General features: G+C 41.7%; 3 protein-coding genes and 1 pseudogene. 3 read left to right on the top strand and 1 reads right to left on the bottom strand.

Going from position 1 to position 5493, the window contains the following annotated elements:
- The first annotated feature begins 122 nt into the window (after positions 1-122).
- The 3 genes and pseudogenes from C510_RS0115740 (at position 123) to C510_RS17945 (ending at position 4879) form a co-directional block, all read left to right on the top strand.
- On the top strand, positions 123-2972 hold the full coding sequence (locus C510_RS0115740; RefSeq protein WP_018712227.1) for a hypothetical protein: 2850 nt from the start codon (positions 123-125) through the stop codon (positions 2970-2972).
- 504 nt (positions 2973-3476) lie between these two features.
- Positions 3477-4438: pseudogene (gene ltrA / locus C510_RS16785) on the top strand (group II intron reverse transcriptase/maturase).
- 72 nt (positions 4439-4510) lie between these two features.
- The gene (locus C510_RS17945) at positions 4511-4879 is read left to right on the top strand and encodes a group II intron maturase-specific domain-containing protein (RefSeq protein ID WP_425311424.1); all 369 of its coding nucleotides are present in this window, start codon (positions 4511-4513) and stop codon (positions 4877-4879) included.
- A gap of 310 nt (positions 4880-5189) precedes the next feature.
- Here C510_RS17945 and C510_RS16780 read toward each other — a convergent pair.
- Positions 5190-5493: PD-(D/E)XK nuclease domain-containing protein (locus tag C510_RS16780; RefSeq protein ID WP_040366395.1), on the bottom strand; the 304-nt coding region annotated here is incomplete at its 5' end.

The following is a 5493-nucleotide window of genomic DNA, read 5'->3' as shown; positions in this document are numbered from 1 at the left end:
CGTCCCTCGTCCGTCCCTCGCTGGAGGCTGTCTCTGGTCCGTCTTCTGCCAATGGGGGCGGGGATAAGCTTAAGTTTTGATAATTTGAGTTTTTTAATTTATAAATTAAAATTTTTATTATTATGAGAAAAAAGTATTTAAGTGCACTTCTGTTCGGAGCGCTTCTGTTCGCTTCAGCAGGAACTTTTACTTCTTGTAAAGATTATGATGATGACATCAACAATCTGCAGGAGCAGATCAACACTGTAAAAACTAGCCTTGACGAGCTTTCTGAAAAGATCAACAGTTTGGGTGCTGGTGTTACAGATTTCAAGTATGAAGGCGGAAAACTTATTCTTTCTACAGACAAGGGAACAAACTTTGAGGTTACACTTCCTGAAGATAAAGTAGGAATCACTACAGTTGAAGTCAAAGATGGATATCTTTGGATTGACGGAGTGAAAGGTGATGCCATTGCTACAGAAGGTGAAGCTATCGACGTGAGAGTTGATGAAAATGGTATCCTTTATATCAACGATGAGCCTCAGGATTTGAAGGATGAAGTTGGAAGCAAAGTGATAATGGTTGACAATAACAATGGTACCTATACTTTGACTGTTGATGGTGCTAGCTATGTATTGCCTAAGGCCTCTGCTGCTGTAAGTATTTCAATTTCTGATAACGAAAATACAACTGAAGATGGGTATTCTTTCTTTACAAATCTATCTCAGGTTGTTGATGCTGGTAATACTTCTTATGATGAAGAAACAGAAGTTACACTTGCAGGTGGTATTCTATGGGGAACAGCAGATCAATACAAAGGTAACTGGAAAGGTTTGAAATCTGTAGAAAAAGGTCAGTTACTTGTTGGTCAGATCAAGACTTTGGATGTTAAGGTAAGCCCTGCTACATTCGACTTGAAGACTGTGAAGCTTTCACTTGTAAATACTTTGGGTGAAGAAGCTCCTGTAACAGTAAATCCTGTTGCCGAAGGTAAATATGGTCCTTCGTTGGGTGGCTCTCGTGCAGCTGATGCCAACGGAAACTGGACTCTGAACATTCAGATGAAAGATGAAATAAATGCAGAGAATATTACTACAGCTTTTGCTGAAAAAGATGTGTATGATGACTATAAATATAAAAATGTCAAGTATGCATTGGCAGTAGAGGGCAAAGTGGTTACAGACTATAGCATCTTTATTGATACAGATACAAAAGCAACAACAGCATCAATTAGTGCATTGAGAGAATTATCTGTTAAATTTGGCAATAAGAATTTTGATGCAGATAAAGTATTGGTAGCTGCATTGTCTGTTTCAGGTATTACAGATCCTACTGAAGCTTTGCCATTAGGTGAGACAACATTGTATCTTGATGGTGATGATGAAAATGTAGATAAGGTATACGATGCATATATTGAGATTATGGATCAGAATATGGCCGATGCGTACGGAATAGAGGTTAATGGCATGACAATCACCGCTTCGCAGGCAGCTGGTAACCTTGAAGATTTTCCTATCAAGATTCATGTAATAGATGTTACCGGCAAAGAACAGGTCTCTGGTCAATTCATGATTAAGTTTGACAAGTCGACAGAAAGCGGAGTAGAGATCGGTACTCAGGTCTACAAGGTAATGCCTACATCTGCAGAAAAAGGCGCATTTGTATTGGTTGACCTTGGTGAAACATTTACAAGTCTGAGTGATGAGGATGCACACAAAATATCAAGAATGTCAGGTGATGGTGGCGCAATTGAATGGTATACAACCACAGATGCGAATACCTTTGCTGTTACTGGAACTCCTATCGAAGGTGGAATAGCTAAATTTAATCAAAATAATGCAATAATGTATTACGCTTCTAAGGAAGATGCATTGAAAGATGCTATGACTGGAGAAGAAGTTGATGCAAATGGTGACAAACTTGCTATTACAGTTGCAGGAGGTAAAGCTTCAACTATCAAGACTATCACTTATGCAGCTATTCCTGTTTCTGCTTTCAAAACAGATGCTAAGGTTGGTGCTAATGATCTGACTATCATCATGAGTGGTGAAAAAGATGGTAGAGTTAACGAAATAAAGCGTGCAACTACTACATTGACAGTAGCTATTCCTGAATTTGATGAAGTACTTGAAGCAAATACTGTAAACAATTTATGGAATGAGGCTAAGGATACTTATAGTACACGTATCTACAAAGATGCCCAAGCACCAAATAATCCTAAGATTCAGATGCTTAAGCCGTTCGTATCCAAGAAGGATGCTAACGACAAACAGTATTTTGACATTAATACAGCTGATGAAAAACTGAAATATGAATTGACATATAAGGATTTCAATAATCAGCCTCAACTCTCAACAAAAACTAACACCGATGATCATTCGATTGCATTGCCAGGTGTTATCGTAAAAGACCATAAATTGATTGAGACAGTTAATGCTGAAGCTACTTTGTATCTGTTTGGAACAACTTATAAGAACTTAAAGGTTACTAAGAACTTCAAGGTAGATGTGATGTCAATCTTTGAAAATGCTCAGGTTGCTTATTATGATGAAGATGATAATTTGGCTGCAGAAGGAGCATATGTACCATTGAAGGATCATAAATACCTGACAGCAGGATATCTTGATGGAAAAGACAAGAAGAACGGTTTGTTCTTGGAATACAATGGAGAAAAGCTGCCGTTCTCATTGGGAAATAATTCTACTGCGTTCTTAAATGGTGTTACAGTTCTTAAGCCAGACGTTCGTGAAAAAGCCGGTACACCTGATAATATGGAAGCTACTAGAACTCCAAAACAAATAAATTCTTATATTTACTTGGGAGAAGGAGCTACAGGTAGCATGGAATATGGTACTATAAGGCTTGATGGTGCAACTCGTGGAGTTTTGGAAATCACTACTCTTGATGCCAGCACACAAGGTACTGTAGAATTTACATTTGTTGATGAAATGGATGTTTATACTACTGTTTCTGTAAACTATAAGAAATAATAGAACATATTCGGTTACACTATAAACTTGTAACTGTTTATTTTAAAAAGAGAGGCTGTCTCAGACTGAGATAGCCTCTCTTAGTTAGTATACTCGGCATGAGCATCAGCTAACGGGTGCAAGTCCCGAGTGAGCCCTGATAGCGGGAATCACACAGCCAAGAGCAAGGGTGTCCACCGCGAGGTGGAATCTGAAAGAAGCTGGCGGTAAACATCTGGTCTGACGGACAGAAACTTCATATCAAGGCATGTGACTGTGGATGAGACTGCTAACCAAGTCAAAATCCAATAGCTATCCGGAACAGTCAATGTAAATGAAGCAGACATAAGATGGAAAGCTGGTACTCTTATCCGAGGAGGTCTCACGGGCGAGACGAAAAAAAATGCAGTCAAGCAGTAACAACGAACCGTGAGAAGTCAGCAGAGGTCATAGTAATCGGCAAGGTAGAATCGGCAGTCTGTGAAGGGCCGAACTTTTAATCAAACAAGTAACATTCAATACTTTATGGAGGGACTAATGCAGAAAATCGAAACAACGAACTGCCCTCGGAGGGATAGGACGGCATCCGAAGAGCATGGGGGAGTGCAGACTTTTATGGAGATAAAGGATGAAGAGCTTGTGGAAGTGCAATTTGAAGGGGACAATTTGTTGGAGCTCATCCTGAGTCCCCATAACCTGAACGCAGCATACCGTCAAGTTATGAGGAACGGAGGAGCAGGAGGTGTCGATAAGATGGAGACGAGCGAACTGTTGCCATACCTGAAACTCCACGGAGACGAATTGATAGAGAAGCTACGCAACGGGAAATATCGCCCGAATCCAGTGAGGAGGGTAGAAATCCCGAAAGACAACGGTAAGACTCGCCCGTTAGGAATCCCGACAGTAGTGGATCGCTTCGTTCAGCAGGCAATCAGTCAGATACTGATACCGCTGTACGAACTACAGTTCAGCGACAACAGCTTCGGCTTCCGCCCACACCGCAGTGCCCATGATGCATTGCAGAGGGTGCAGGAGTACGCAGACCAAGGATACCGCTACTGTATCGGACTTGACCTGGAGAAGTTCTTCGACAAAGTGAATCACAGCAAGCTGATAGAGGTACTGTCCCGAACCGTGAAAGACGGGAGGGTCGTTTCTTTGATACACAAATACCTCAATACAGGGGTAGTAGTGTCCACAAGTACGAGAAAACGAGAGAGGGCGTACCGCAAGGTGGTCCGTTAAGTCCTATATTGAGCAACATCCTGCTCAACGAGCTGGATAAGGAGCTGGAGCGGAGAGGACATCCGTTTGTCCGCTACGCAGACGACTGTCTGATACTAGTGAAAAGCCTGCGAGCCACGGAGCGTGTACGGGACAGTATCTCGGAGTTCATAGAAAAGAGACTGTTCCTGAAGGTGAACAAAGAGAAGACAGAAGTCGGTTCAATCGTGGGTAAGAAATTTCTTGGATATACCTTCTACTGAAAGCGAGACTGTAAATGTGGTCTCTGCCTACACAAGAAGAGCCAATCTAAGTTCCTGAGAACAATCAAGCAGATGACAAGCCGAAGCAATGGAAAAGGCTATGCATGGTTGAAATTACACCTAACCCGTTACATCCGAGGCTGGCTGACATATTACCGCTATGCCGATATGAAGACCTTTATCATATCAACAAACAAGTGGTATAACCGCAGACTGCGGATGTATATCTGGAAGAACTGGAAGCGCATCCGTACACGCATGGCAAACCTACAAAAATGTGGTATACCCAAAGGGAAAGCCTGGCAATGGGCAAATACTCGCAAGGGATATTGGCGAATATCCAAAAGTTGGATATTGACACGCTCTATTACCAACGAACGGCTGATATTGGCAGGTTACCCATCAATCCTGAATCTTTACATCAAGTTGCATCGCAGTTAAGAGAACCGCCGTATGCCGAACGGTATGTACGGTGGTGTGAGAGGTCGGAAACGAAAGTAGGAAGAAAACTACTTCGTTTTCCTCCTACTCGATTTGATAAAGCCAAATTTTTTAGAAATTTAATCAAAACCCTTTTTGGGAATATAGTTAAATATCTATATATCAGCTATAAAGAAATAATTTTATTAGTTTCAAGAATCTTAGAAAAGACAATTATATAATTCATTTCCGTCTCCGAACAGGAATTTAGGTTAAGCTCGGAATGACCTGAATATAGTGTATTACTTAAAGCTGTATTCTGCTGAGGAAATTATGGAATCACCTGCCACTCCCCGATAGTCCCCGTTTCCGAAGTGAAGGAGGCGCCAATTTTAAATAATTTACGGGAATCCGAAGCATATTCACGGGCATAGCCCTTTTCCTCAATCTGACGCAGAGCCTCGGCAGCCGTACCATCCAACTTGAACTCGAAGATGTAGACATACTGCGGCGTTTCTATCACACAGTCCACCCGTCCCTGGCTCTGCGCCTTCTCAATGTAAACGGTATAGACACTCAGCATCCGGAGAATCAGGTAGAACGTGTACTGGAAATACCGTTCACGTTCCGGCTCG

The organism is Phocaeicola barnesiae DSM 18169 = JCM 13652 (assembly GCF_000374585.1).
Taxonomy (GTDB): Bacteria; Bacteroidota; Bacteroidia; order Bacteroidales; family Bacteroidaceae; genus Phocaeicola; species Phocaeicola barnesiae.
This window is presented reverse-complemented; position numbering and strand designations above follow the sequence as displayed.

Coding starts and splice junctions, on each gene's coding strand:
- C510_RS17945 (WP_425311424.1), top strand. CDS start 4,511: ATGACAAGCCGAAGCAATGGAAAAGGCTATGCATGGTTGAAATTACAC.
- C510_RS0115740 (WP_018712227.1), top strand. CDS start 123: ATGAGAAAAAAGTATTTAAGTGCACTTCTGTTCGGAGCGCTTCTGTTC.